The organism is Mycobacterium sp. RTGN6, from assembly GCF_033804605.1.
Lineage (GTDB): Bacteria > Actinomycetota > Actinomycetes > Mycobacteriales > Mycobacteriaceae > Mycobacterium.
Window position 1 is genome coordinate 131,879 of record NZ_JAPZKZ010000002.1, and the last position, 24,004, is coordinate 155,882.

A 24,004-nucleotide genomic window follows, 5' to 3' on the forward strand; every position below is an offset into this window, starting at 1 on the left:
CCCGTTAGTTCATTAGACACCTGTGATCTGGCTAACAGAAGTAGCCACGCCGAAGTAAACGTCAGCTGTTTCTGGTGTGGTGGGTGTGGCTGGTGTGACTCAGCGCTGCGGCGCAGCGGTCGGTTTGATCGGCGCCGGCAGCGCGGTCTGACCCATCAGGTAGCGGTCCGCCCCGGCCGCGGCTGCGCGTCCCTCGGCGATCGCCCACACGATCAGCGACTGCCCGCGCCCAATGTCGCCGGCCACGAACACGCCAGGCACCGAGGACTGGAAGTCCGCGTCCCTTGCCACGTTGCCGCGGTCGGTGATTTCGACGCTCAGGTCCGCGAGTAGACCCGGCTTCTCCGGCCCGACGAAGCCCATCGCGAGCAGCACCAGGTCGGCCTCGAGCTCGAAGTCGGTGCCTTCGACCTTCTCGAACTTGCCCGCGTTCATCACGACCTCGTGCACCTTCAGCCCGGCGACGCGGCCGTCGGCGCCGACGAACTCCTCGGTGTTGACCGAGAAGACCCGCTCGCCGCCCTCTTCGTGGGCCGAGGACACCCGGAACATCAGCGGGTACGTCGGCCACGGCGTGGAGTCGGCCCTGGCCTCCGGTGGCCGCGGCATGATCTCGAACTGGTGCACGCTGGCCGCGCCTTGACGATGCGACGTGCCCAGGCAGTCGGCGCCGGTGTCACCGCCGCCGATGATGACGACCTTCTTGCCCTTGGCGGTGATCGGCGGCTGCCCGCTCTCGTCGAGCACGTCATCGCCCTGCTGGACGCGGTTGGCCCACGGCAGGTACTCCATCGCCTGATGGATGCCGTCGAGCTCGCGGCCGGGAATCGGTAGGTCACGCCCTTCGGTGGCGCCGCCCGCCAGCACCACGGCGTCGTAGTCGGCCCGCAGTTGGGCGGCGGTGATGTCGACGCCGACGTTCACCCCGGCGCGGAAGACGGTGCCCTCGGCCTCCATCTGCGCCAGCCTGCGGTCGATGTGGCGCTTCTCCATCTTGAACTCGGGGATGCCGTAGCGCAGCAGGCCGCCGATGCGGTCGGCCCGCTCGAACACCGTCACCTCGTGGCCGGCGCGCGTCAGCTGCTGCGCGGCGGCCAGGCCCGCCGGTCCCGAACCCACGACCGCGACCTTCTTGCCCGTGAGTTTGTCCGGCGGCAGCGGGACGACCCAGCCCTGCTCGAAGGCGTTGTCGATGATCTCGACCTCGACCTGCTTGATGGTCACCGCGTCCTGGTTGATGCCAAGCACGCACGACGCCTCGCACGGTGCCGGACACAGCCGGCCCGTGAACTCGGGGAAGTTGTTGGTGGCGTGCAACCGCTCGATCGCGTCGCGCCAACGGTCCTTGTAGACCAGGTCGTTCCACTCCGGAATGAGGTTGCCCAACGGACAGCCGTTGTGACAGAACGGAATCCCACAGTCCATGCAGCGGGCCGCCTGGCCCTTCAGCACGTCGTGGGAGAAGTCCTCGTAGACCTCGTTCCAGTCGTTCAGGCGCAGCGGGATCGGCCGGCGTGGCGGGGTCTCGCGAGAGGTGATCTTGAGGAATCCGCGCGGGTCAGCCACTAGCGGCCGCCATGATCGCGGTGTCCACGTCCTCGCCGGTCCGTTCTGCTTCGGCGATGGCGGCGAGCACGCGCTTGTAGTCGCGCGGCATCACCTTGACGAAGTGCTTCAGTTCGTTCTCCCAGCTAGCCAGAATGCTCCTGCCAGGAGCCGAATCGGTGGCGTCGACGTGCGCGACGAGCATGTCGCGCAGCCAATCGACGTCGTCGGCGCCGAGCGCCTCCAGTTCGACCATCTCGGCGTTCAGGTTGTCGGGCAGGACCCCGTTCGGGTCGTACACGTAGGCGATGCCGCCCGACATGCCCGCGGCGAAGTTGCGTCCGGTGGGCCCGAGGATGACGACCTTGCCGCCGGTCATGTACTCGCAGCCGTGGTCGCCCACGCCCTCGACCACCGCGTGGGCACCGGAGTTGCGCACCGCGAAGCGCTCCCCGACGACCCCGCGCAGAAAGGCCTGACCGCTGGTGGCACCGAACAGGATCACGTTGCCGCCGATGATGTTCTCCTCGGCGACGTAGTCCTGCGGGGCGCCCTCGGACGGTCGCACCACCAGGCGTCCGCCCGAGAGGCCCTTGCCGACGTAGTCGTTGGCGTCGCCGTACACGCGCAGCGTGATGCCCTTTGGCACGAACGCGCCGAAGCTGTTGCCCGCGGAACCGTCGAAGGTGATGTCGATGGTTCCTTCCGGAAGCCCTTGTCCGCCATGAGCCTTCGTCACCTCGTGGCCGAGCATGGTGCCGACCGTGCGGTTGACGTTGGCGATCGTGGTGGAGAAGCGCACCGGGGTGCCGCTGTCGATGGCCTCGCGGCTCTGCGTGATCAGCTGCTGGTCGAGCGCCTTGTCCAGCCCATGATCCTGCCGCGAACTGCAGTACGAGTCCTGGTTCATGAACGCCGACTCTGGCTCGTGCAACACGGGGCCGAGGTCCAGCTTGTGGGCCTTCCAGTGCTCGGCGGCCTGCGTCGTGTCGAGCGCGCCGACCTGTCCGACCATCTCGTTGACGGTCCGGAAGCCCAACTGCGCCATCAGTTCCCGCACTTCCTCGGCGATGAAGAGGAAGAAGTTCTCGACGAACTCCGGCTGGGCGTTGAAACGCTCCCGCAGCAACGGATTCTGCGTGGCGACGCCGACCGGGCACGTATCGAGGTGGCAGACCCGCATCATGATGCAGCCCGCGACCACCAGCGGTGCGGTGGCGAAGCCGAACTCCTCGGCGCCGAGCAGCGCAGCGACCACCACGTCCCGACCGGTCTTCAGCTGGCCATCGACCTGCACCACGATGCGGTCGCGAAGTCCGTTGAGCAGCAACGTCTGCTGCGTTTCCGCGAGCCCCAGCTCCCACGGTGCGCCCGCATGCTTCTGCGACGTGAGCGGTGTGGCGCCCGTACCTCCGTCGTGGCCAGAGATCAGCACCACGTCGGCGTGCGCCTTGGAGACGCCCGCGGCGACGGTGCCGACGCCGTTCTCGCTGACCAGCTTCACGTGCACGCGAGCGCTCGGGTTGGCGTTCTTCAGGTCGTGGATCAGCTGCGCGAGATCCTCGATCGAATAGATGTCGTGGTGCGGCGGCGGAGAGATCAGCCCGACACCTGGCGTCGAGTGGCGCACCTCGGCCACCCACGGGTACACCTTGTGACCCGGAAGCTGGCCGCCCTCACCAGGTTTCGCGCCCTGGGCCATCTTGATCTGGATGTCGGTGCAGTTCGTCAGGTAGTGCGACGTCACGCCGAAGCGACCGGAAGCGACCTGTTTGATGGCGCTGCGCCGCCAGTCACCGTTGGCCTCCGGCTCGAACCGGTAGACGGCCTCGCCGCCCTCGCCCGAGTTCGACCGTCCGCCAAGGCGGTTCATCGCGATGGCCAGCGTCTCGTGCGCCTCGGCGGAGATCGAGCCGTAGCTCATCGCACCGGTGGAGAACCGCTTGACGATCTCGCGGGCCGACTCGACCTCGTCGATCGGAACAGGTGGCCGCACGGCCTCGCCACCAGTGCGGAACTTGAGCAGCCCGCGCAACGAGGCGAACCGCTCGCTCTGGTCATCGACAAGCTTGGTGTACTCCTTGAAGACCGAGTACTGCCCGGTCCGGGTGGAGTGCTGCAGCTTGAACACCGTGTCGGGGTTGAACAGGTGGTACTCGCCCTCGCGGCGCCACTGGTACTCACCGCCGACCTCGAGTTCGCGGTGCGCGCGCTCGTCGGGCCGATCGAGGTACGCCAACGCATGCCGCGTGGCGACGTCGTCGGCGATGTCGTCGAGGTCGATGCCGCCGACCGGGCAGTGCAGGCCGGTGAAGTATTCGTCGAGCACCTGCTGGCTGATGCCGATGGCCTGGAAGAGCTGCGCGCCGGTGTAGGAGGCCAGCGTCGAGATGCCCATCTTGGACATCACCTTCAGCACGCCCTTGCCGGCCGCCTTGACGTAGTTGGCCTTGGCCTTGTCGCTGGAGATGTCGGTGATCGCGCCGCGGTCGACCATGTCCTCGATGGACTCGAACGCCATGTAGGGGTTGATCGCGGCGGCGCCGAAGCTGACGAGCGCGGCCATGTGGTGCACCTCGCGGGCATCTCCGGCCTCGACGACGAGCCCGACCTGGGTGCGGGTGCGCTCGCGCACCAGGTGGTGGTGCACAGCCGACACGCTCAGCAGCGACGGGATCGGCGCGAGCGATTCGTTGGACTCGCGGTCGGACAGCACGATGATGCGGGCGCCGTTGCGGATGGCAGTCGAGACCTTTGCGCGAACGTCGTCGAGCGCCTCCCTGAGGCCCTGGCCGCCGCGCGCCACCGGGTAGAGGCAGCGGATGACCGCAGCGCGCAGCCCGTGCTTGTGCCCACGGACCTCGTGGTCGGGGTCGACGCAGATGAGCTTCGACAGCTCGGCATTTCTCAGGATGGGGTTCGGAAGGATGATCTGACGACAGGAGTCCGCGTCGGGATTCAGCAGGTCGCCCTCGGGCCCGACGGTGCCCTGAAGGCTGGTCACCACCTCTTCGCGGATGGCGTCCAGCGGCGGATTGGTCACCTGGGCGAACAGCTGCTGGAAGTAGTCGTAGAACATTCGGGGCCGCGCCGAGAGCACCGCCACCGGGGTGTCGGTGCCCATCGAGCCGAGCGCCTCGACGCCAGTGCGGGCCATGGGCGCCACCAGCATGTTGAGCTCTTCGTAGGTGTAGCCGAAGGCCTGCTGGCGCAACACGACCCGGTGATGCGGCATCCGGACGTAGTCACCGGGCGGCAGGTCGTCGAGGTGGAACTGCCCGGCGTCCAGCCACTGCTGGTACGGATGCTCGGCGGCGAGTTCGGCCTTGATCTCCTCGTCGGAGACGATGCGGCCTTGGGCGGTGTCGACAAGGAACATGCGGCCGGGCTGCAGGCGCAGCTTCTGGACGACGGTGCCGGGGTCGAGGTTGAGCACCCCGGCCTCGGACGCCATCACGACGAGGCCGTCCGCGGTGACCCAGATGCGCGACGGTCGCAGCCCGTTGCGGTCGAGCACCGCACCGATCACGGTGCCGTCGGTGAAGCACACCGACGCCGGACCGTCCCACGGCTCCATGAGCGACGAGTGATAGGCGTAGAACGCCCGGCGAGCGGGGTCCATCGACTCGTGGCGCTCCCACGCCTCGGGGATCATCATCAGCACCGCGTGCGGCAGGCTGCGGCCACCGAGGTGGAGCAGTTCGAGCACCTCGTCGAAGCGAGCGGTGTCCGATGCTCCCGGCGTGCAGACCGGGAAGATCTTGTCGACGTCGGCGTAGGAGCCGAAGACGTCGGTATTGATCAGCGCCTCCCGGGCGCGCATCCAGTTCTCGTTGCCGGTGACGGTGTTGATCTCACCGTTGTGCGCGATGCGGCGGAACGGGTGGGCCAGCGGCCAGGACGGGAACGTATTGGTGGAGAAGCGCGAGTGGACGATGCCTAGGGCGCTGGTCAGCCGCTCATCCTGCAGGTCGAGGTAGAAGGCCCGCAGCTGCGGCGTGGTGAGCATGCCCTTGTAGACGAACGTCTGACCAGAAAGGCTTGGGAAGTACACGGTTTCGCGGCCTGGGCCGTCCTGGCCCGGGCCCTTGGTTCCGAGCTCGTGCTCGGCGCGCTTGCGCACCACGTAGGCGCGCCGCTCGAGCTCCATACCGGAGGCACCGCCGATGAACACCTGGCGGAACGTCGGCATTGCGTCGCGTGCGAGCGCACCGAGGGACGAATCGTCGGTCGGCACGTCGCGCCACCCGAGCATCTGAAGCCCCTCGGCCTCGACGATCTTCTCGACGGACTCGCACGCCGCGGCGGCGTCTCGGGACGATTGGGGAAGGAAGGCGATGCCGGTGGCGTAGCTGCCCTCTTGCGGCAGCTCGAAGTCGACGACGGCCCGGAGGAACTCGTCGGGCACCTGCAGCAGGATGCCCGCGCCGTCGCCGGTATTCGGTTCGGCGCCCTGGGCGCCGCGGTGTTCGAGGTTCAGCAGCGCCGTGATGGCCTTGTCGACGATGTCGCGGCTGCGTCGCCCGTAGATGTCAGCGACCATCGCGACACCACACGAGTCGTGTTCATACGCGGGGTTGTACAGCCCTTGTACCTGGGGCGCCATTCCCACCTACCCTTTTCCAACACGCCTTCAACCACAACGGAAGCCTTATGCATGGCAGCCGTCTGGAGACGGCGTATGCCTGGCCTGGGCGAAGGGGGCCTGCGTGCAGCATTGAACGGCGGGCTTTGTCCCATTCGCCTCGAATTTGAAACGATATGACAAAGACCGCCTGACATGCCAACTTAGTCATGCCTAACTTGCCTTGCGCGACGCCGCCCGGCAGGGCCGTCGATATCCGGCCTGCCGGCCTCCAGTTTCATTGCGCACCAAGCCTTTTCGATGGATCATCGCTCCACCAGCGCTCCGGCAGCGAACAGGAAGCCCGCGGACGATACCCCTCAATGATTTGCTGCAAACTGTGACAAATCCCTCTTACTGCAACTATCGGGCGACTTTAATTTGCTCAAAGCCTGTTCGGATTCTTAGACACCCGCTCCGCCGAGCGCCCTGACGCTGGCCTCGGGGCTCAGGTCGAGGCGACGCAGCAACTGGGCGTTCAGCGCCACCACGACGGTCGACAGCGACATCAGGAGCGCGCCGACGGACATCGGCATGACGAAGCCGATCGGCGCCAGCACCCCGGCCGCGAGTGGTACGGAGATCAGGTTGTAACCAGCTGCCCACCAAAGGTTCTGCTGCATCTTGCGGTAGGACGCGCGCGACAGCAGGATCGCCGACAGCACCGAGCGCGGGTCGGAGCTGGCCAGGATGACACCGGCCGACGCGATGGCGACGTCGGTGCCTGCTCCGATCGCGATGCCCACGTCGGCGCGGGCCAGTGCTGGCGCGTCGTTGACGCCGTCCCCGACCATGGCCACCACGAGCCCCTCGGCCTGCAGTTCGGCGACCTTGGTCTCCTTCTCTTCGGGCCGCACGCCTGCGAACACGCGGTCGATGCCGACCTGGCCCGCCACCGACCTTGCCACCGGTTCGGCGTCGCCAGTGATCATGACGACTTCGATGCCGAGCCGGTGCAGGGCCGCCACGGTCTGCCGGGATTCGTCGCGGATCTCGTCGGCCAGCGCCAGCGCTCCGACGACGACACCGTCGACCAGCACGTGAAGGACCGTTGAGCCCTCGTCGTGCCAGCGCTGCGACTCCGGGAGTTCCGCCGCGCCGACCTCCGCGAGCAGCCGCGGCCCACCCACGCGCACGGTGTGGCCCGCCACGGTCGCGGTCACCCCGACGGCGGGTGCCGACGCGAAGTCGACGGCAGCGGGTACCTCCACCTCTCGCCGGCGGGCGTCCGCGACAATGGCACGCGCCAGCGGGTGCTCGGAGTCGGACTCCGCGGCAGCGGCCAGCGCGAGCACGTCGGCCTCCGTTCGGCCGGCGGCGGTCGCCACTGCGTTGACGGCGGGTTCGCCCTTGGTCAGCGTGCCGGTCTTGTCGAACAGCACGGCATCGACGGTGCGCATCGTCTCGAGGGCCATCCGGTCTTTGACCAGGACGCCACCGCGGGCGGCACGTTCGGTGGCGATCGACACCACCAGTGGGATCGCAAGTCCCAGCGCATGCGGGCAGGCGATGACCAGCACGGTGATGGTGCGGATGACGGCCTGCTCGGGCAGGCCCACCAACCCCCACACGACCGCGGTCACGACCGCCGAGCCAAGTGCGAACCAGAACAGCCAGCCCGCGGCGCGATCGGCCAGGCGCTGGGCTCGCGACGACGAGTTCTGCGCCTCGGTGACCAGCCGCTGGATGCCTGCCAACGCGGTGTCCCCGCCGACCGCCGTCACCTCGACCCTGATGCCGGAGTCGGTGGCGACGGTTCCAGCGACGACGGAATCCCCGACGGCGCGCGGCACCGGTCGGGACTCGCCGGTCACCATCGACTCGTCGACCTCGGCGGAGCCACCGACGACGCGGCCGTCCGCGGGGACGCTGCCGCCGGGACGCACGACGACCACGTCGCCGACGCGGAGTTCCTCCGGTGAGACCGTCACCACCTGTTCCCCGTCGGGACCGTACTCGACGCGCTCGGCGGTGTCGGGCAGCAGCGCGGCCAGCGAGTCCAGCGCCGATGACGTCTGCGCCAGCGACCTCATCTCGATCCAGTGGCCGAGCAGCATGATGACGATGAGCAGCGCGAGCTCCCACCAGAAGTCCAGTTCGTGGTGCAGCAGGCCAACCGCCGCACCCCAGGAAGACAGGAACGCGACGGTGATGGCCAGCCCGATCAGCAGCATCATTCCCGGTGCACGCGAACGGATTTCGCTCACCGCGCCGGTGAGGAACGGACGGCCGCCCCACACGTACATGACGGTCCCGAGCACGGGCGACACCCAGCGCAGCCAGGGCGCGTCCGGGAGTTGGTAGCCGAGGATCATCGCGAACATCGGTGACAGCGCCACCGTCGGCACGGCCAGCAGCAGCATGATCCAGAACAGCCTGCGGAACTGCGCCACGTGGTCGGCGTGCCCGGAGTGGCCGGCATGGCCAGTGTGCTCGGCATGGTCGGCGTGCGTCTGCGTCATGCCGCCACCATACCCCCTAGGGGTATATATTTTCGCTCGGGTGAGCGCATCCCGCTGTTAGCATCCGCACCATGGGAGAAGCGCTGCGCTTCCTTGGTCGAGTCCAAGGGGGCGTGGGCGACTTCGTGCGGCGCTCAGGCTATCTGCGCAAGTGGCTCATCCTCGGCATCGCGATCGGCGTCATCGCGGGCCTCGGTGCGGTGCTCTTCTATCTCGCGCTCGACTACACCGGACGGTTCCTACTCGGCTATCTCGGCGGCTACGACGCTCCGACGGCGGTAGGGGACGGCGGCCAGCCGGGCTCGAGCGGATTCGATCGGGCGTGGGCCATCCCGCTGATCACGTTCGGCGGGGCGCTGGTGTCAGCACTGATCGTCACGAGGTTCGCGCCCGAAGCCGAAGGACACGGCACCGACAACGCGATCGAGGCCGTGCACACCGACCCGCGGTCCATCCGGGCGCGGGCGGTGCTGGTCAAGATGGTGTCCAGTGCGTTGACGATCGGATCCGGCGGGTCCGCGGGCCGCGAGGGCCCGACGGCACAGATCTCGGCGGGCTTCGGCTCGTTGCTTGCGCGCCGGCTCGACCTGTCCGACGACGACGGCCGGGTCGCCGTGGCCCTTGGCATCGGCTCTGGCATCGGCGCGATCTTCGGTGCGCCATTGGGCGGCGCGGTGCTGGCCGCGTCGATCGTCTACCGCGAGGACTTCGACTACCGCTCGCTGATCCCCGGGTTCATCACGTCCGGGACCGCGTACACGGTCTACGGGCTGTTTCTGGGCTTCGAGCCGATGTTCGGCTCCGTGGCACCCGACTACGTGTTCGATCCCGCCCAATTGGGGTGGTTCGTGCTCATCGGAATCGTCTCCGCCGCAATCGGATACCTCTACGCCCGCACGTTCTACGGCACCGTCGCGCTCACCAATCGGTTGCCGGGCGGCAAGGTGCTCAAACCGGCGCTCGGCGGACTGCTCGTCGGACTGCTGGCCCTGCTGATCCCGCAGGTCCTCTCCAGCGGCTATGGCTGGGTTCAGTTCGCGACGGCCACAGACACCCTGATGGCGATCCCGCTGTGGATCGTGCTGATCCTGCCGTTCGCCAAGATCCTGGCGACGTCACTGTCGATCGGCACCGGCGGGTCCGGCGGCATCTTCGGGCCTGGCATCGTCATCGGCGCGTTCGTCGGGGCCTCGATCTGGCGGTTGGCCGACCTGGCCGGACTGCCCGGAATTCCCGACGGCCCAGGTGTTTTCGTGATCGTCGCGATGATGGCGTGTTTCGGAAGCGTCGCGCACGCGCCACTGGCGGTGATGATCATGGTGGCCGAGATGACGAGCTCGTTCTCCGTCCTTCCCGGCGCGATGATCACCGTCGGCATCGCCTACCTGCTGATCACGCGAACCGACGTGTCGATCTACAAGTCGCAGCGGCTCAATCGTGAAGCCGCCCAAGCCGAACGCGCGGAAGCAATTAGAGAGGCCGGACCATGACCACGAGCCACAGCAGGCACGTCACGTCGCTCACCGAAGGCCGTGTCGTGGAGGAGTCCGACCTGGGTTCCATCCGTCGGGTCACCGCGGACGACTTCCCGATCCTCGCCGGCATGTCGATCAAGCGGATCGTGCTCAACCCCGGCGCGATGCGCACCCCACACTGGCATGCCAATGCCAACGAGCTCACCTACTGCGTATCGGGCACGTCACTCGTGTCGGTCATCGACACCTACAGCAAGTTCGCCAGCTTCACCGTCTCGGCCGGCGAGATGTTCCACATCGACTCGGGCTCACTGCATCACATCGAGAACATCGGGGAGGAGCCAGCGGAGTTCATCCTGTCGTTCCGCAGCGAGCGGCCTGAGGACTTCGGCCTCGCAGCCGCGTTCGGCGCGATGACCGACGCGGTGCTCGGCAACACCTATGACCTGCCCGCGTCGGACTTCGCCAAGATCAGGCGTACCACCGTCGATCGGCTGTTGGCCAAGCGTCAGGGCGACGCCGTCGTCCCCTCGACTGCGCACTTCGACGACCCGCACAAGTTCAACGTCGAGGCGCAGAGCCCGCCCGTCGGGATCGCCGTCGGGTCGGCGCGCCTTGCGCGGCTTCAGTACTGGCCTGCGCTCAAGGACCTCTCGATGTACTCGCTGCGCATCCGCGAGGACGGCATGCGTGAACCGCACTGGCACCCGATCACCGCCGAAATGGGTTACGTCCACCAGGGTTCCGGGCGGATGACGGTGATGGAGCCCGACGGCACGCTTGACACCTGGTACCTCAAGGAGGGTGACGTGTACTTCATCCCGCGCGCCTACCCGCATCACATCGAGGTCGTGGATGCGCCTGGGTCAAACCCCGGGTCGCTTCGCTCCTGCCCGCCGGACATTCACTTCGCGATCTTCTTCGACCAGCCCACGCCAGGCGACATCGGATACCGCGCCTCGGCCAGTGCCTACTCGCGCGAGGTGTTGGCCGCGACGTTCAACGTCCACATCGACGACCTTCCGATGTTCCCGTTCACGAAGGTCGACCCGCTCATCGTGACGCGCAACAACCCCGTCGACGCATGAGCGAGGCTGCCGGATTCGACGGCTTCCCCGAGGCCGCACTCGACTTCTACGACGACCTGGAGCTGGACAACACCAAGGCGTTCTGGGAAGCGCACAAAGCCGTGTACACCGACAGCGTGAAGGCGCCGATGACGGCGCTAGCCAGTGCGCTGGAGCCGGAGTTCGGCACGGCCAAGGTCTTCCGTCCGTTCCGCGACGTGCGGTTCGCGAAGGACAAGACGCCTTATAAGACGAACCAGGGCGCCTTCGTCGGAGCCGGCCCCGCCTGCGGCTGGTACGTCGAGATCGCGGCGCGCGGGGTACGCACCGGTGCGGGCTTCTACGACGCCGGCGCCTCCGACCTCGGCCGCATCCGAGCGTCGATCGCGGACGATGCGACCGGCAAGCAGTTGCGGCGGATGCTCACCAAGCTGGAGCGGGCCGGGTTCGAGGTCGGCGGCGACCGGCTCAAGACCGCACCGCGCGGATACGACGTCGACCACCCGCGCATCGAGCTGCTGCGGCACCGGTCCCTGACGGTCATGAAGGACTACGGCTTCGAACCGGTCATTCACACCCCCGGCCTGCTCGAGGCTGTCCGCGCGGACTGGAAGGCCGCGCGGCCATTGGTCGAATGGATCAGCGCACGCCTCGGCGAGTAACGACCTGGTAGCGATCGGTCACCGTATCAACAAGATTCGGATACGGCCGGGTCCGATCAGCCGGTATCGTGCGACCCTCGGCCGAGGCCACCTCAGCGGCGAGGGGCCGAGGGAGGTCACATCATGAGTGAGCCAACGATGTTCCACCGCTTGGCAGCCGAGTTCATCGGCACGTTCTGGCTCGTGCTCGGAGGCTGCGGCAGCGCCGTCTTCGCTGCCAAGTTCATGTCCGGGGACACGTCCGTGGGAATCGGATTCCTCGGCGTCTCACTGGCATTCGGTTTGACCGTGTTGACGGGCGTGTACGCGTTCGGCACGATCTCCGGCGGCCACTTCAACCCCGCCGTCACGCTCGGTGCCGCGCTGGCCCGCCGCGTCGAGTGGAAGGCGTTGCCGTCCTACTGGATTGCTCAGGTGGTCGGCGGTTTCGTCGCCGGCGCAGTGATCTACGTGATCGCCAGCGGCCAGGACGGCTGGACGGCGACCGGCAACATGGCCGCCAACGGCTTCGGCGACCACTCCCCCGGCGGCTACTCCATGGTCGCGGTGCTCGTCGCCGAGGTGGTGCTGACCGGGTTGTTCATGCTCGTCATCCTCGGCTCGACCGACGACCGCGCGCCAAAGGGCTTCGCGGGCTTGTCGATCGGGCTGACCCTGACGCTCGTCCACCTGATCTCGATCCCGATCTCGAACACGTCGGTCAACCCGGCCCGCTCGACCGCCGTTGCGTTCTTCAACGGTGACGGCGCGCCAGCGCAGCTGTGGTTGTTCTGGCTCGCCCCACTCGCCGGCGCCGCCATCGCCGGCATCGCGTACCCGTTCCTGTTCGGCCACCACGAAGAGCTGGCCGACCGGCCGGTGCGCGACGACGCGCTGGAAGGAGCCGCTTAATTCGTCGCCAGGCCGGAATCGGGCCCGCACCCACCACGAGGGGTGCGGGCCCGATCTCCCGGCTGGCTACTTAACCGGTTCTTACCGGCTTCTACTTGGCCGGTCGCTGCTCTTCGCGGCACGTGCGGCGGACTTCTCCGTCTTCGCGCCGCTGTTGGCGAGTTCGCCGCCCGAGTTCTCCAGGTGAGCTCTGACGAACCACTGGAACTTCTCCAGCTCACCCGCGTGGCCGATGAGGATGTCCTGCGAGACGAGGTCGATGTCGTCGAGTCGGTGGATGGCCTTGCGGGTGTCCTCGTTGATGCCGGTGTAGACCATGTCGAGCGCGGCAAGGTGTGCCAACACGGTGTCCCGGCCCACCGAGTAGTCATCCCAGGTGCGATCCTTGAGGATCGCGCCCGGCGTGCCCTGAGGCGAGTTACCAAGCGCGGCAATGCGTTCAGCCACTTCGTCGGCATACCCACGGACCAGGTCGACCTGCGGGTCGATCATCTCGTGGACACCGATGAAGTTCGGGCCGACGACGTTCCAGTGCACGTGCTTGAGCGTCAGATGCAGATCGTTGTAGGTGCTGAGCTGCTTCTGCAGCAGCTCCGCGACTTCGCGGGCGTCCTTATTCGACATTCCGGGCACGGTGAATCCGGCCATGTGCTTGCCTCCTTTGGCTTTAGTCATGTACCGCCTACCCGCCGCGAGAGTCCCCTAACCGTGCGATGCCCCTCGGTCGAGGGTGAACACGACCTCATAGAGCCCGGGATTGGCCTGTCCGAGGGCCTTGTTGCGGTCGAGCCAGCCTTCGCGCCGAAGTCGATCGACGACGCGCTGGGCAGCTTCGAGGCTCTCGCTCTGGGCATAGTTGACGACCCTGGTGCCGTCGATGCTCCGGTGCACGCTGGCCGAGATCCAACCAGGCGTGGTGCTCGCGAACGTCGCCGCTTGGATCAGGAAGTCGATCAGCGCTTGCTGACCGTCCTCAGGCACGGTGAAGACGTTGATCTGGGTGACGATCGTGGTGTTCGGTTCGATGGTCGGCATGGGTTCGTTCCCCTGGGTTCGGTGCGCAACGTCAAGCTACCGACGCTGGTGCGCCGGTTGCTTGCCGTGGGTTCGCGCGAACGCGAAACGGAGCTTCCACCTGCGAAGGGGTCGGGCTTACCTTTTACCGACCCTGGTCCTTTTCGACATCGTCAGCGTAGGCCACGCGGCTACAGGGCGCGCAGGTTGGGAATGGCCTGCCGGGCGCCGAAGCGGGGGTTGCGGGCCAGCCCGCTCACTTCGAGGAGTCGCACGGCACGCTGTCGGTGGGGCCGCAGCGGCTCGAGCAGTTCGATCATCTCGGGATCGTCGATGCGGTGACCGAGCAGCGTGCACCCGACCATGTTCGCCAGGTGATAGTCGCCGACTGAGATGGCGTCGGCGTCCCCCCAGGCCCGCTGGGCGACCTCGGCGGCCGTCCACTCACCGACCCCCGGCAGCGACGTCAGCGCCGTCCTGGCCTGCTCGGGCGGTCGCGTCGTCAACCGCTCGATCGAGTCGGCCCGCTGTGCGCATCCGACGATGGTGCGTGCGCGGCCGGGGTCCACGTTGGCCAGGTGGAACTCCCACGACGGCACGCGTCGCCACACGTCGGCCGTCGGCGGTACCCGCATGCGCTCGGGCGCCGGACCCGGCGCAGGTGCGCCGTACTTGGTGACCAGCACGCGCCACGCGCGGAACGCGTCCTTGCCCGAGACGCGCTGCTCCAACACGGCCGGGATGAGCGCCTCGAGCACGCGGTCGGTGCGCCCGAGCCGCAGATGGGGCACCTTGCGGTGGGCGGCGGCGATGGTCGGCTCGGTGGGTGCGAAGCCGCTGCGGTCGTCCTCGGCCCCGAGCCAGGCGGGCAGCTTCTCGACGAATTCGGTTGCGCCGCTTCCCCATGCCTCGCAGTCGACGACGTCGCGTGCGGACGTGCTGATCCGCGCCGTCACCGGGCCACTCGGCATCGACGTCGTCTTCCAGATGACGGACCCGACCACGACGTAGGTCGGGTCGCCGGGTCCGCGGCGCAGCGGCGACAGCGTCGTCGCGGGGCTGACGGGACCCCCGAACGCCACGCTCGCCGAGCTGCTCACGGCTCGAGGCTAGGCGCTCGGACTAGCCAACGACGACGTCGGCCTTGTCGGGGTAGAACGCGACGTGTCCGGCGATGCCCGCGACGGCCGGGTACGGCTGTTCGTAGGTCCAGATGACGTCGGCGACCGTGTCACCGGCGGCGGTGACGTCGTAGTAGCTCGCGTCGCCCTTGTATGGGCAATAGGTGGTGGTGTCGCTGCGGGTCAGCGCGGCGGCGGTGACGTCGGTCAGCGGGACGTACTGCACCGCCGGATACGTGGATTCCTGCAACGTCAGCGCATCGTCGGTCTCGGCGACGACCTCTCCGTTGACGCGGACGGTGACGTGTCGGCCGGTGGGTTCGACCGTGATGGGATGCGCTGCGGTGGGTTCTCGGATCTCGCGATCGGTCATGTAAAGGCCAACGATGCGGTACCGCCCAGGATTCCTCACCTGCTGGCTACGATCGCGGAATGACGCAACCCGGACCGCCCACCGCGGAAGAGACGGTTACCATCGCCGCCGACCCCGCCGAGGTATACGCCCTGATCACCGACCTGCCCACCTTGGCGGCGCTGGCCGAGGAGGCCGACGCGATGGAGTGGCACAAGGGCGACTGCGTGGAGTGCGGCGCGGTGTTCAAGGGCCACAACAGCAACCGCGGCAAGAAGTGGACGACGACGTGCACCGTCACGGACGCCGAACCGGGCCGGGTATTCGCGTTCGACGTGAAGAGTGTGGTCATCCCGGTGGCGCACTGGCGCTATGACATCGCTGCTGCCGACGGTGGCTGCACGGTCACCGAACGCACGTGGGACCGGCGGCCCGGCTGGTTCCGCAAGCCCGCGGGCATCGCCACCGGGGTTCGCGACCGCGCGACGGCCAACGCCGAGCACATCAAGCTCACGCTGGAGCGGCTCAAGGCGAAGGCCGAGGCTGCCTCGGTCTGATGGTCAGGGCCGCCCGGTGAGCCGGTCGGCGATCTTGGCGATGGGCGACGACGTCGCACGTCCGCCTGCCTCGTGCCGGTCGGCCAGCTGGTAGGCGACGTAGAGCCCGCGCACGCCGAGCCAGCGCAGCGGCTCGGGTTCCCACTGCCGCGAGCCGTGCCCGACCCAAGGAAGCTCGGTAAGCGGCGTCTTCCGGTCGAGCACGAGGTCGGCGAGCGTGCGTCCGGCGAGGTTGGTGGCGGTGACGCCGTGCCCGACGTAGCCGCCCGCCTCGCCAAGGCCCGTCTTGCGGTCGAGCGTGACCGTCGCCTCCCAGTCGCGGGGCACGGCGAGCACGCCACACCAGCCGTGCGCGATCGGCACGTCGCGCACCTGGGGCAGCACGTCGTGCAGCACCGCGGTGAGGTGGCGGATGGTTCGGGCGGGCACGCGGCCATCGAGGTCGGTGCGCGACGCATAGCGGTACGGGACGCTGCGTCCGCCGATGGCGATGCGGTCGTCGACGGTGCGCTGGGCGTAGAAGAAACCGTGCGCGGTGTCGCCGACGGTTTCGCGGCCGTCCCACCCGATGTCGCTCCAGAGTGCTTGCGGGATGGGGTCGGTGGCGATCATCGAACTGTTCATCGGGAGCCAACGGCGACGCAGTCCGGGAAGCGCAGGCGTGAAGCCCTCGGTGGCGCGCAGCACGATCGGGGCGGTGACGGTGCCCAGCGGAGTCACGGCGCGACCGGGGTCGATGCGGGTGACCGGCGAGCGTTCGTAGATCGGCACGCCGAGGCGTTCGACGGCGTCGGCCAGTCCGCGCGCCAGGTGTGCGGGCTGGATGCGTGCACAGTGCGGGGTGTAGTAGGCGGACACTACGTTGTCGAACCGAATCCGTTGCGCTGCTTCGGCTGACGTCAGGGCGACGACTCCGTCGTTGCCCCATTCACGTTCCTCGGCGAGCGCCGCGGCCAGCCTCGTCGCCTGGGCTGGGTTGCGCGCGATCTCCAGGGTGCCGCCCTTGACGATGCCTGCGTCGATGCCCTCTAGTTCGGCCACCTGGGTGACCTCGTCGACGGCCTCGTTGAGGGCGCGTTGCCACGCCACCACGCTGTCGCGGCCGTGGCGCTTGGCCATGGCGTTGCGGTCACCGGGGACGAGGCCCGACAGCCAGCCGCCGTTGCGGCCAGACGCACCGAACCCCGCAAACCGGGCTTCGAGCACGACGATGCGCAGCTCTGGGTCGGCCTTCTTGAGGTAGTACGCGGTCCACAGCCCGGTGTAGCCGGCACCCACGATGCACACGTCGGCGTCGCGGTCGCCTGGCAGTGGAGGACGCGGTGACGGGTACCTGTCCAACCAGTGCGAGACCAGACCGTTTATCGGGTTGGGCGATGAGGGCACCGTGTGATTCTGGCACCTGGTGTAATCGGCAGATGACGAGCCTTGACCGCCGCGGCAGCGTGTTCGTGCTGACCCTCGGCGAGGACGAGAACCGCTTTCACCCCGATCGGCTGACGGCGATCAACGCCGCCCTCGACGAGGTCGAGGCCGCCGAAGGCCCGAAGGCGGTGGTCACGACGGGCGTCGGGAAGTTCTACTCGAACGGGCTCGACCTCGACTTCATGGGCGCCAACCCCGACGCCGCCGAGGCGAACCTGCGCGACGTCCACGCCTTGTTCGCCCGCGTGCTGACGTTTCCCGCGCCGATCGTGGCCGCGCTGCAGGGCCACACGTTCGCGGCCGGGGCAATGCTGGCGCTGGCGCACGACCTGGCGGTGATGCGGTCAGACCGCGGGTACTTCTGCCTGCCCGAGGTCGATCTCGGCATTCCCTTCACCGTCGGCATGAACGCCCTGATCCGCGCTCGACTGCCCATCGCAATCGCCCACGAGGCGATGACGACCGGCCGCCGCTACGGGGGCGAAGAGGCACACGAGGCCGGACTCGTCGTCGGTGTCGGCTTCGAGGACGAACTGTTGGACATCGCCGTCGCGCGCGCCGAGGAGCGCGCCGCGAAGGCCGGCCCGACGATGGGCGCCATCAAGGCCCGGCTGTACGGCGAAGTGGTGGAGGCGCTGAAATCCGAGTAGCGCGGTACTCGCGTTCTGGCCGCCGAAGCCGTGGATGATTGCCTCGCGCTCAACGGGAGGAGTCGGCGATGTCGGACCAGTCGTTCCCGTACGACGCCTTCCTGTCATACGACCATGACGACCGGCCGGTCGCCTACGGGATCCAGCGCGGCTTGCACCACATCGGGCGGCGCATCGGACAGCTGCGCGCGCTGAGGGTGTTTCGCGACTCCACCGATCTGACCGCCAGTGCCGACCTGTGGGGCAGGGTCACCCAGGCCATGGACGGATCCCGCTACCTGATCGCCGTGCTCTCCCCCAACGCAACGGTCTCCCGCTGGGTCGACAAGGAAGTCGCCTACTGGCTCGAACACCGTGGCCCTGACCACCTGATGTTGGTCGTCGCCGGCGGGCGCCTGGTCTGGGATGACGCCGCGGGCAGGTTCGACCCCGACCAGTCGGACGCGGCGCTACCTGTGCTGACCAAACCCAATGTCCTTCCTGCCCAGCCGTTCTACGTCGACGTCAGCGGCGATGCGCCGTGGGATCCCTCGGGGACCCTGTTCCGGGAGAAGGTCACCGACCTGGCCGCCCCCATTCACGGCATGCCCAAAAGCGCACTGGCGAGCGATGATCTGCGCGAACAACGCCGGTTCCGGAACCTGCGCCGCGCCGCGGTCGCCGCGCTGGTGATGCTGACGGTGGTCGCCGTCGCCGGCGCGGTCATCGCGGTCAACCAGCGAGGGCAGGCCATCAAGCAGCGCAACGAAGCGGTGGCGCTCGCCTTGGCTGCGGCGTCGCGAGATACCGCGGCCAGCAACCCGGCGCTGGCGCTGGCCCTGGCCGCCGAGAGCGCTCAGGCCACTCCCGAGCCGACGTGGCAGGCGACGAGCGCGCTGGTGTCGGCTCGGCTTGCGATGAATGCGGCCCCCGCTCAGCTGGTTCGGGAGCCACTGGTGGGCCACACCGGCGACGTGAGTTCGGTGGCGTTCAGTCCAGACGGTCGTGTGTTGGCCTCCGCTGGTGAGGACGGCATCGTGCGGCTATGGGACCCAGCCACGCACGAACAGCTCGGCGAGATCGATGATGCTCGACGTCCAAAGGCGTTGGCCTACAGCCCCGATGGCCGCGCGCTGGCCATCGGGGGAGACAGCGTAGGGCTGTGGGACACCCAGGGTCACCGATGGATCACCGAGCCACCAACCGACCGCTACAACAACGTGACTTCACTCGCGTTCAGCCCGGACGGCCGGCTGTTGGCGGCCGCGTCCCGAGACCGAATGATTCTGCTGCTCGATGGGGCCACCGGCCAACCCACCGGCAGGACGCTCACCGGGCATACCGATGGCGTGCTGTCGGTGACGTTCAGTCCGGACGGGCGCCGGTTGGCCTCGAGCAGCGCCGACCAAACGGTGCGGCTGTGGGATCCGGTGACCGGCGAACCCGTCGGCGAGCCGCTGCGTGGCCACACCAAACTCGTCAACGCGGTGGCGTTCAGCCCAGACGGCCGCCGACTGGCCACGGCGAGTTGGGATGGCAGCCTGCGGCTTTGGGATCCCCTCACCGGCCAGCAGATCGGTGACCCGATGGCGGGTGACGACGCAGGCGGAGTGTCGAGTGTGGCGTTCAGCCATGACGGTCACCTGCTTGCCTCGGCCGGCTTCGACGGCACCGTGCGATTCTGGGATCCCGATACCCGCAAGCCGATCGGTGCACCCCTCACCGGGCACACCACATACGTCCACTCGGTGGCGTTCAGCCCCGACGGTCACCTGTTGGCGTCGGCGGGCGCCGACGGCACCGTGCGGTTGTGGGAGCCGTCGCTGGCTGCGCCGATCAGCGAGTCGCTGGCCGGCCACGGTGCCATGGTCACGGCAGTGGCATTCAGCCGCGACGGTGACCGGCTGGCCTCGGCCAGCGCCGATCGAACGGTCCGGCTGTGGGACCCCAAGAGCGGCAAGCTGATTAGTGAACCGCTCGCCGGCCACACCAACACTGTCCGATCGGTGGCGTTCGGTCCCGACGGCCGGATCCTGGCCTCCGGGGCCGATGACAAGACGGTCCGGCTGTGGGACCCCGCGACGGGCAGCCCGGTCGGAAGCCCGTTGATCGGTCCACCCATCGACGTGGTACAGCCAGGCGAGGTCTACGACGTCGCGTTCAGCCCCGACGGCCACTCGCTCGCCGCGGTGGACAATTTCGTTGTCCGGCTGTGGGATCCGGCTAGCGGCCAACTGATCGGGAAGCCGCTCATCGGTCACCGGGGCACCGTATCCGCGGTCGCGTTCAGTCCGGACGGCCGCCTGCTGGCCTCGGGCGCAGCCGATGGGACTGTGCGGCTGTGGGATCCGGCCACTGGCCAGCCGATCGACGAGCCGTTCGTCGGTCACACCGGCCCCGTGCAAGCGGTGGCGTTCAGCCCCGACGGTCACCTGCTCGCCTCCGGCGGAGACGACGGGACCGTTCGCCTCTGGGACCCCACGACTGGGGCGCCCGTCGGACAACCGCTGGTGGGCCACATCGGGGCGGTGACCTCGGTGACGTTCAGTCCCGATGGTCACCTGCTCGCCTCGGCGGGTGCCGACAAGACCATCAGGTTGTGGGACCCATTGCTGCACAGGCAGCTCGGTGATCCGCTCCGCGGCGCCGACCGAGTGAACTCGGTGGCGTTCAGTCCAGACGGCAACCAGTTGGCGTCGGCCCTCGGTCAGTTCGGCCCGGCTGGCGTGGAGAACTCGGTGCGACTGTGGCAGCCGATCTGGGAGGTCGCCGGGGCCTGCCAGCTCGCGGCTCCCTACGTCTCCAGGGCGCAAGTCGAGTTCTACCTGCCGTCGGGCCGCGCGCCTGTCTGCGACTACCCGACCTGACTGCGGATAAGTCGCTCGGATCCGGTTCAGAAGGGTGGTGGTTCGCAGCGGCGCGCCCACTCGGCCGGGGGGTCGAGTTCGTTGAGCCGGCGTTCGTCGTCGATGCGTTGTTGGCGGTCTTGGGTGCGGGTGGTCTTGCGGCGGGGCATGGTCAGGCCGGCGGTGTGCGCGGTGGGTAGTTCGGTGACGGTGACGGGCGCGGTGGGTTCGCATAGCGTCGGGAACAGCAGCCGGCTGCCGGGGTGGGTGGTGTAGGTCTGACCGCCGGGCGCGGTCCAGATGACTGTGCCGTCGGGTAGTTGTCGGTCCCGCCAGCCGCCGGGTCCGCCCCAGAAGGTCTTGAGCAGATGATGAAACCGGCAGAGGCACTTGAGGTTCGACGCACACGTCGGCCCACGTGGATACGCGATCGTATGATCCACGTCGCAGTGTGTGGCGGCGACCTTGCAGCCGGGGAAGCGACACGTCAGGTCGCGACAGCGCACGAAGTCGGCCAGCGCCTTTGAGGGGGTGTAGCGCGGTTCGGGCGGCGCATTCCCGGGGTGAATGATCGGCACGGTGGTGGCGTTGATCGCGGCGCGGGCGACGACGGGTCCGGGCAGGATGGGGCCGCCGATGAGCACCCCCGGTGGGGCGGCGAAGGGTTCACCGGGGTCTGCATTGGACTCTCGAATCACCTCGGCGAGTGTCATCTCGCGCAGCGGCTTGCTGAACATCGGCGGTGATTCCCCGTCGAGGGAGTCGTGTTGGGCCGCAGCGGACCCGTCGGGCAGGCTCTGGAGTCCGGGGTCACGATCTGGGCCGTGTCCGTCATGGTCGTCGGGATCGGGATCGGGATCGGGCGTGGGGTTGGGGTCGATGGTGGTGATGGTGTCGTGGTGGGCCACGACGTGGATGACCACACTGCTCGCCGGCGGATTGGCGGCGGCGGGGCATTCGGCGTTGCCGCACAGGCAGGTCAGTCGGTCTTGCCCGTGGGCCAGGGCGCCGAGGCCGTCGGCGCGGCGTTGATCGTGGGTGCGCGGGTCGGCGTCGCAGGCGGTGGCGGCGAGTGCATCGAGGCGTTCGTCGAAGGCCTTGGCGTCGGTGGCGAACAGCGAAGCCCACAGCGTCGCGACTCCGGAGGCGTCGTCGAGGTATACCTCGACGCTACGGCTGCGGGCCTCGCCTTGGGTGCGGCGCAGCGCGTAGGGGTCGAATTCGGTGATGAGTGCGTCGATGGCCTGGTCGGTCTTGTCCAAGGACATCGGCCCCCACTCCTGCACGGCGCGGGCCAGTGCGGCGTCGACGGCGCGTAGTGCGGCTGGGTCCTTGATCAGCGCGCTGCGGTGCACCATGGTGGCGATCAGCCGGTAGCCGATCACTCCGGCGGTGAACAGCGCGGCGACCTTGGGCAGGCGATCGCGCAGCGCGACGGCCACCAACAACAGGTGCGAGGCGGCACCGGAGGTCAGTTGTTGGGCGGCCCCGATCTCCGCGCACACCGCGGCCCAGTTATCGAGGCACCACTGGTCACGATCGGCTGATCCGTCGGCGGCGTAGCGGGCGTCGAGCATGGTGACCATTCCCGTCAAGCGGCGGGCGCAGGCGGCGTTCTCCACCCGCGCCCACGCCCCGACCGCACCTGCGCCGCAAGCGCTGTCAGCCTCGGCCACCAACTGATCCAACATATTTTCGAATCTAGCTGTGCGCACCCACCGCGGGCCACCGCCAAACCGTCATCTGTGGATGAAACCCGGACTGTGCACAACTCGGCATCAGCACCCGAAAATGTCAGTGCCCCATGCTATTCGGGCCGCCACAAGACTAGAGCAAACCCAGCGCCGCCACCGCGCACTCGACAGCCGACACCGCTCAACGACCCGCCTATGGATGAAAACGCAACTGTGGATAACAGACCCGAAACGGGCTCGCCTTGTCGTACGTCCGACACAAGTTGCGAACAAGTACGACAGAAGACGAGGACGACGGAAAGGCAGTCCGCCATGTGCTGGCAATGCGACCACCCGGACAAGACGATCGACGACTACCTCCACGTGTTGCGCTCGACCATCCGTCAACATGGGTGGGCGGTGCAGTACGTGGAGACCGACCGCGCCCCCTACGCGTACACGGTCGGCCTGCATGCTCGCGGACTGCCCGAGTTGTTGATGACGGGCTTGGCCCCCAAGCGCTCGGCGCAACTACTGAACCACGCCGCCGAGCACGCGATCGTGGGCGGAGTTCCCGTGCCCGGTGCACAGTTCTACCTGCTGGACGGGCTCCGGGTCGAGGTCGTCGCGGTGGAACACCCTGATGCCCACATGGGCATGGCGCTCGCAATCGCCAGGGCGCCGATTCAAGCGCGACAGTACGTCTGGGCCGATAGCCGGCGCCGTTGGCCGTGGGCGCGCGGTTTCGAAAATGGGATGCGAAGGCAACCAGTCCTTGGCTCGCGTGCCGCCTAGCCTGGCCGCCCGAACGCGTAGCGGTGGTACTGCGCCATGTAGCGCAGCGACGGGACTGCCGACATGACCTTCGCCATCACGCGATAACCCGGCGAGACGTCCTTGAACGAGGCCGCATCGAACGGCGAGACCCACGACAGCAGGCGCGTTCCTGGTACCGCGTCGAGCACCTCGTCGGGACCGTCGATGCCCCAGTACAGCGTCGATCCCGAGCGCCGCACCACGGTGTTCATCCACTGCGACTTGATGCCGAGGCGGTTGAAGGCGTCGAACTGCAACTCGCCCGACGGCGCATGGTCGACGACGCGACGAAGTAGGGCCGTGCCGTCGTCGCGGGTCAGGTACATGGTGAGACCTTCGCCGATCATCAGCGTCGGACGGTCGCGCGGGATGTCGGCGAACCACGCCGGGTCGGTGACGGACGCCGCGATCACGTGATAGTTGTCGCGCGTCGGGTAGAGCTGCGTCCGCAGCGTGATGACGTCGGGGTAGTCGACGTCGAACCACTCGACTCCGGGGCCTGGATCCAGCCGGAAGAACCTGCCGTCGAGTCCGCACCCCAGGTGAAGCACGACGGCATCTGGATTGACGGCAAGGAACTGGCGGGCCCAGGTGTCGAAGTGCGCGCTGCGGGTGGTCACGCTGGGCGAGTTGCCTGCGGTGATCGCGGTCTTGGACCAGTCGTAGTCGATGCGGTCGGCGATCTGCTTGGCCAGCCGGTCGCCGAGGATGGGCTTCTCGAGACCGGCGTCGAGCGCCTTGGCGTAGAACGTGGCGAGCATGGTCTGCGGGGCGCCGGAGAGGTCGACGTGCAGCTTGTCGGTCATGAACCCAGCCTAGGTCGCCGCACCCCACATGCCGACGCC

At 68.0% G+C, this 24,004-nt stretch carries 18 protein-coding genes; 8 read left to right on the forward strand and 10 right to left on the reverse strand.

Annotation, left to right across the window (positions count from 1 at the left end; translation table 11 throughout):
- Nucleotides 1-99: 99 nt before the first annotated feature.
- The 3 genes from SLQ33_RS04940 to SLQ33_RS04950 form a co-directional block, all read right to left on the reverse strand.
- On the reverse strand, nt 100-1,566 hold the full coding sequence (locus SLQ33_RS04940) for a glutamate synthase subunit beta (RefSeq protein WP_319452683.1): 1,467 nt from the start codon (nt 1,564-1,566) through the stop codon (nt 100-102).
- Nucleotides 1,559-6,151 carry a glutamate synthase large subunit gene (gene gltB, locus SLQ33_RS04945; RefSeq protein ID WP_319452684.1) on the reverse strand — a complete coding sequence of 1,531 codons (4,593 nt, stop codon included), beginning with the start codon at nt 6,149-6,151 and terminating at the stop codon, nt 1,559-1,561. Before gltB ends, SLQ33_RS04940 begins: the two co-directional genes overlap by 8 nt.
- A 422-nt stretch (nt 6,152-6,573) precedes the next feature.
- A complete protein-coding gene (locus SLQ33_RS04950; RefSeq protein WP_319452685.1) occupies nt 6,574-8,631 on the reverse strand; it encodes a heavy metal translocating P-type ATPase in 2,058 nt (685 codons plus the stop codon).
- 71 nt (nt 8,632-8,702) lie between these two features.
- Between SLQ33_RS04950 and SLQ33_RS04955 the strand changes: the two genes are divergently transcribed.
- The 4 genes from SLQ33_RS04955 to aqpZ all read left to right on the forward strand — a co-directional run bounded on the left by SLQ33_RS04955 (nt 8,703) and on the right by aqpZ (nt 12,726).
- The gene (locus SLQ33_RS04955; RefSeq protein ID WP_319452686.1) at nt 8,703-10,121 is read left to right on the forward strand and encodes a chloride channel protein; all 1,419 of its coding nucleotides are present in this window, start codon (nt 8,703-8,705) and stop codon (nt 10,119-10,121) included.
- A complete protein-coding gene (locus SLQ33_RS04960) occupies nt 10,118-11,194 on the forward strand; it encodes a cupin domain-containing protein (RefSeq protein WP_319452687.1) in 1,077 nt (358 codons plus the stop codon). Before SLQ33_RS04955 ends, SLQ33_RS04960 begins: the two co-directional genes overlap by 4 nt.
- Entirely contained in the window at nt 11,191-11,835 is a 645-nt protein-coding gene (locus SLQ33_RS04965) for a DUF2461 domain-containing protein (RefSeq protein WP_319452688.1), read from the forward strand. The genes SLQ33_RS04960 and SLQ33_RS04965 overlap by 4 nt, the downstream gene beginning before the upstream one ends.
- A gap of 123 nt (nt 11,836-11,958) precedes the next feature.
- Nucleotides 11,959-12,726 carry an aquaporin Z gene (gene aqpZ, locus SLQ33_RS04970; RefSeq protein WP_319452689.1) on the forward strand — a complete coding sequence of 256 codons (768 nt, stop codon included), beginning with the start codon at nt 11,959-11,961 and terminating at the stop codon, nt 12,724-12,726.
- A gap of 81 nt (nt 12,727-12,807) precedes the next feature.
- Here aqpZ and SLQ33_RS04975 read toward each other — a convergent pair whose 3' ends face one another.
- The 4 genes from SLQ33_RS04975 to SLQ33_RS04990 form a co-directional block, all read right to left on the reverse strand.
- The gene (locus tag SLQ33_RS04975; protein WP_319452690.1) at nt 12,808-13,374 is read right to left on the reverse strand and encodes a DNA starvation/stationary phase protection protein; all 567 of its coding nucleotides are present in this window, start codon (nt 13,372-13,374) and stop codon (nt 12,808-12,810) included.
- Between the two features lie 54 nt (nt 13,375-13,428).
- Nucleotides 13,429-13,761 (reverse strand): antibiotic biosynthesis monooxygenase, encoded by a 333-nt coding sequence (locus tag SLQ33_RS04980; RefSeq protein WP_319452691.1) that lies wholly within the window; start codon nt 13,759-13,761, stop codon nt 13,429-13,431.
- Nucleotides 13,762-13,931: 170 nt separating this feature from the next.
- Nucleotides 13,932-14,840, reverse strand: coding sequence for a DNA-3-methyladenine glycosylase 2 family protein (locus tag SLQ33_RS04985; protein WP_319452692.1), 909 nt, complete (start codon nt 14,838-14,840; stop codon nt 13,932-13,934).
- 22 nt (nt 14,841-14,862) lie between these two features.
- Nucleotides 14,863-15,234, reverse strand: coding sequence for a DUF427 domain-containing protein (locus SLQ33_RS04990; RefSeq protein WP_319452693.1), 372 nt, complete (start codon nt 15,232-15,234; stop codon nt 14,863-14,865).
- Between the two features lie 59 nt (nt 15,235-15,293).
- Between SLQ33_RS04990 and SLQ33_RS04995 the strand changes: the two genes are divergently transcribed.
- Nucleotides 15,294-15,770, forward strand: coding sequence for an SRPBCC family protein (locus SLQ33_RS04995; RefSeq protein ID WP_319452694.1), 477 nt, complete (start codon nt 15,294-15,296; stop codon nt 15,768-15,770).
- A gap of 3 nt (nt 15,771-15,773) precedes the next feature.
- On the opposite strand, the gene SLQ33_RS05000 is transcribed toward SLQ33_RS04995, so the two are convergent.
- Nucleotides 15,774-17,156, reverse strand: coding sequence for an FAD-dependent oxidoreductase (locus tag SLQ33_RS05000; RefSeq protein WP_319452695.1), 1,383 nt, complete (start codon nt 17,154-17,156; stop codon nt 15,774-15,776).
- Between the two features lie 32 nt (nt 17,157-17,188).
- Between SLQ33_RS05000 and SLQ33_RS05005 the strand changes: the two genes are divergently transcribed.
- Both SLQ33_RS05005 and SLQ33_RS05010 read left to right on the forward strand, forming a co-directional pair.
- Nucleotides 17,189-17,845: an enoyl-CoA hydratase/isomerase family protein gene (locus SLQ33_RS05005; protein ID WP_319452696.1), complete on the forward strand. Its 657-nt coding sequence runs from the start codon at nt 17,189-17,191 to the stop codon at nt 17,843-17,845.
- A gap of 68 nt (nt 17,846-17,913) precedes the next feature.
- Entirely contained in the window at nt 17,914-20,691 is a 2,778-nt protein-coding gene (locus SLQ33_RS05010) for a TIR domain-containing protein (RefSeq protein WP_319452697.1), read from the forward strand.
- A gap of 26 nt (nt 20,692-20,717) precedes the next feature.
- Here SLQ33_RS05010 and SLQ33_RS05015 read toward each other — a convergent pair whose 3' ends face one another.
- Nucleotides 20,718-22,361 carry an HNH endonuclease signature motif containing protein gene (locus SLQ33_RS05015; RefSeq protein WP_319452698.1) on the reverse strand — a complete coding sequence of 548 codons (1,644 nt, stop codon included), beginning with the start codon at nt 22,359-22,361 and terminating at the stop codon, nt 20,718-20,720.
- A gap of 315 nt (nt 22,362-22,676) precedes the next feature.
- On the opposite strand from SLQ33_RS05015, the gene SLQ33_RS05020 reads away from it, so the two are divergent.
- Nucleotides 22,677-23,138 (forward strand): DUF4262 domain-containing protein, encoded by a 462-nt coding sequence (locus SLQ33_RS05020; RefSeq protein ID WP_319452699.1) that lies wholly within the window; start codon nt 22,677-22,679, stop codon nt 23,136-23,138.
- On the opposite strand, the gene SLQ33_RS05025 is transcribed toward SLQ33_RS05020, so the two are convergent.
- Nucleotides 23,135-23,965, reverse strand: coding sequence for a class I SAM-dependent methyltransferase (locus SLQ33_RS05025; protein WP_319452700.1), 831 nt, complete (start codon nt 23,963-23,965; stop codon nt 23,135-23,137). The genes SLQ33_RS05020 and SLQ33_RS05025 overlap by 4 nt on opposite strands.
- Nucleotides 23,966-24,004 lie beyond the last annotated feature (39 nt).

Bases quoted from the DNA above. Each gene is read 5' to 3' on its own strand.
- SLQ33_RS04990 (WP_319452693.1), bottom strand. From the start codon at position 15,234: ATGACCGATCGCGAGATCCGAGAACCCACCGCAGCGCATCCCATCACG.
- SLQ33_RS04960 (WP_319452687.1), top strand. From the start codon at position 10,118: ATGACCACGAGCCACAGCAGGCACGTCACGTCGCTCACCGAAGGCCGT.
- SLQ33_RS04995 (WP_319452694.1), top strand. From the start codon at position 15,294: ATGACGCAACCCGGACCGCCCACCGCGGAAGAGACGGTTACCATCGCC.
- aqpZ (WP_319452689.1), top strand. From the start codon at position 11,959: ATGAGTGAGCCAACGATGTTCCACCGCTTGGCAGCCGAGTTCATCGGC.
- SLQ33_RS05025 (WP_319452700.1), bottom strand. From the start codon at position 23,965: ATGACCGACAAGCTGCACGTCGACCTCTCCGGCGCCCCGCAGACCATG.
- SLQ33_RS05020 (WP_319452699.1), top strand. From the start codon at position 22,677: ATGTGCTGGCAATGCGACCACCCGGACAAGACGATCGACGACTACCTC.
- SLQ33_RS04980 (WP_319452691.1), bottom strand. From the start codon at position 13,761: ATGCCGACCATCGAACCGAACACCACGATCGTCACCCAGATCAACGTC.
- SLQ33_RS04955 (WP_319452686.1), top strand. From the start codon at position 8,703: ATGGGAGAAGCGCTGCGCTTCCTTGGTCGAGTCCAAGGGGGCGTGGGC.
- SLQ33_RS05015 (WP_319452698.1), bottom strand. From the start codon at position 22,361: ATGTTGGATCAGTTGGTGGCCGAGGCTGACAGCGCTTGCGGCGCAGGT.
- SLQ33_RS04965 (WP_319452688.1), top strand. From the start codon at position 11,191: ATGAGCGAGGCTGCCGGATTCGACGGCTTCCCCGAGGCCGCACTCGAC.
- SLQ33_RS05010 (WP_319452697.1), top strand. From the start codon at position 17,914: ATGTCGGACCAGTCGTTCCCGTACGACGCCTTCCTGTCATACGACCAT.
- SLQ33_RS04950 (WP_319452685.1), bottom strand. From the start codon at position 8,631: ATGACGCAGACGCACGCCGACCATGCCGAGCACACTGGCCATGCCGGC.
- gltB (WP_319452684.1), bottom strand. From the start codon at position 6,151: ATGGCGCCCCAGGTACAAGGGCTGTACAACCCCGCGTATGAACACGAC.
- SLQ33_RS05005 (WP_319452696.1), top strand. From the start codon at position 17,189: ATGACGAGCCTTGACCGCCGCGGCAGCGTGTTCGTGCTGACCCTCGGC.
- SLQ33_RS04975 (WP_319452690.1), bottom strand. From the start codon at position 13,374: ATGGCCGGATTCACCGTGCCCGGAATGTCGAATAAGGACGCCCGCGAA.